This window comes from Dialister sp. CAG:357 (assembly GCF_000435155.1).
Classification (GTDB): Bacteria; Bacillota; Negativicutes; order Veillonellales; family Dialisteraceae; genus Dialister; species Dialister hominis.
Map to the genome: position 1 here is coordinate 2,963 of NZ_FR896441.1, position 2,415 is coordinate 5,377.

At 54.0% G+C, this 2,415-nt stretch carries 2 protein-coding genes; both read left to right on the forward strand.

Annotated elements, in window-relative coordinates; translation table 11 throughout:
* Positions 1–1,261: gamma-glutamyltransferase family protein (locus M3200_RS06405; protein ID WP_288178195.1), on the forward strand; the 1,261-nt coding region annotated here is incomplete at its 5' end.
* A 10-nt stretch (positions 1,262–1,271) separates the two neighbouring features.
* Positions 1,272–2,306: a uroporphyrinogen decarboxylase family protein gene (locus tag M3200_RS06410; protein ID WP_022382709.1), complete on the forward strand. Its 1,035-nt coding sequence runs from the start codon at positions 1,272–1,274 to the stop codon at positions 2,304–2,306.
* Positions 2,307–2,415 lie beyond the last annotated feature (109 nt).

A 2,415-nucleotide genomic window follows, 5' to 3' on the forward strand; every position in this document is an offset into this window, starting at 1 on the left:
GCCGGGCGCGCCTGCCGCATGGAGAGAACTCTCCCGCCGCTTCGGGCGCCTTCCCTTCAGGAAACTCTTCGAACCGGCCATCGGATACGCCAGGTACGGCTATGCCATTTCGCCCTTCGTTGCTCACGAGTGGGAGCAGGAGAGGAAAGCCCTTTCCGTCTATGCAGAAGATCCTGCCTTTTCCGGCTGGTTCGATACCTTCCTTAATGCAGGAAGAGCGCCGCGTCCGGGCGAAATCGTCCGCCTGAAGGACCATGCCGATACGCTGGAAGAAATCGCAGAATCCGAGACGGCTGCTCTCTATGCAGGACGCATTGCAGACATCATCGATGCCTTTGCCAGAGAGACCGGCGGGTACCTTCGGAAAGAAGACCTCTCCGCATGGAATCCGGAATGGGTCGATCCCGTCAGCATCAATTACAGAGGCTATGACGTATGGGAACTTCCTCCGAACGGCCATGGCATCGTGCCTCTCATGGCGCTCAACATCCTCAAAGGATACGATTTCACGGAAAGAGACACCGTAGAGACACTGCACCGCCAGTTCGAAGCCATGAAGCTTGCCTATGCGGACGGCAAGAAATACATCACCGAGCCATCCTGCATGACAAGGACCGTAGAAGAACTCCTCTCTGACAGCTATGCCGAAGAAAGAAGATCCCTCATCGGAGAAACGGCAAGGGAACCTGAAGCCGGCGATCCCAGATGCGGCGGCACCGTTTACCTTTCCACGGCAGACGGCGAAGGAAACATGGTTTCCTATATCCAGAGCAACTACAACTACTTTGGAAGCGGCATCGTCATCCCTGGGACCGGCATTGCTCTTCAGGACAGAGGCGCCAACTTCAGCCTGGACGAAAACCATGACAACTGCCTGGCACCGAGGAAACGCACCTACCATACAATCATCCCCGGCTTCCTTACAAAAGAGGGAAGAGCCGTTGGACCCTTTGGCGTCATGGGAGGCTTCATGCAGCCGCAGGGCCATCTGCAAGTCATCACAAATACACTCGACTTCGGCATGAACCCGCAGGAGGCCCTCGACTGTCCGCGCTGGCAGTGGGTCGGCGGGAAATCATTCCAGGTCGAAAGAGGCTTTGATCCATACCTGGTAGAACAGCTCCGGAAACGCGGCCATGACATCATCATCAAAGATGACCTGCAGGGCTTCGGACGCGGAGAAATGATCTGGAGAAATGAAGAAGGCGTCCTCATGGGCGCTACAGAACCAAGAGCCGACGGCACCGTCGCTGCCTGGTAAAGGAGGAATTATGAAAAAGAAGAAAATCCTGAAACCCATGACCAAGAAAGAACGCATCGAAGCTGTTATCCTTGGTGAACACGTCGACCGCATTCCCTATTCCCTCTGGTCGCACCTGCCCGGCATCGATCTCGATCCTGTGGCCAATGCAGAACATACCTATGATTTCTACAAGACTTACGACGTGGACATCCTGAAAACCATGAACAATGGCATGTACAGCGTCGAGGACTTCGGCGTCAAAGTCGACTACTCCGAAATAGAAAAAGGCGGCGTAGCCAAGATCGTCGACACACCCGTCAAGACTCCTGAAGACTGGGAAAAAGTCACATCTGTCTCCGTCAATGAAGGCGCCCTGGCCCGCGAGCAGAAATACCTGCGTCTCCTCCTTGATAAGACACAGGGAGAAGTCCCCGTCGTATTCACCATCTTCAGCCCGCTCACCACAGCATCCAAGCTTTGCCCTGACATGATGAAGCACATCCAGAAAGGCCACGGAGAACGCGTAAAAAAGGCCCTTACAGCCATTACCGAGACGACATGCGCACTTGTTCAGCGCGTCATCGAAATGGGCGCTGACGGCATCTTTTTCGCCACACAGCTCTCTTCCTATGCCAAGACAGAAGAGTCCTTCTACAAAGAATACGGCATGCCCTATGACCTCGCCGTCCTCTCCGCCTCCTCCGGCTGGTGCAACGTCCTCCACGCCCACGGCCCGGACATCATGTTCCCGCTTTTAAGGAAATACCCTGTCCAGATTTTCAACTGGCACGCATGGGAATCCCTTCCGGAAATCGGAGAAGCGGCCCTCCTGACAGGCAAATGCCTCATGGCAGGCCTCGAACGCATGGACATCACAGAAGGCCATAAGAACGAAATAGAAAGACAAATCTACGAAACCCTTCGCCAGACAGGAGGAAGAAGAATCATCGTCTCCCCGGGCTGCGTCATCCGCTACCCCCTGGACCGTGAAATGCTCTCCTTCGTCAGAAAAGCAAAAGAAGAAATAGAAGAGAAAATGTTCCCGAAACCCAAGATGAAATAAGAGGGGAAAGGAAATGAAAAGGCAGCCGACGGCTGCCTTTTTCAATGAAGAATTTGATAATAGCGGAAGAAGCTGTGGGGGTGCGGATATTTTTTTGGACCATTCTGGT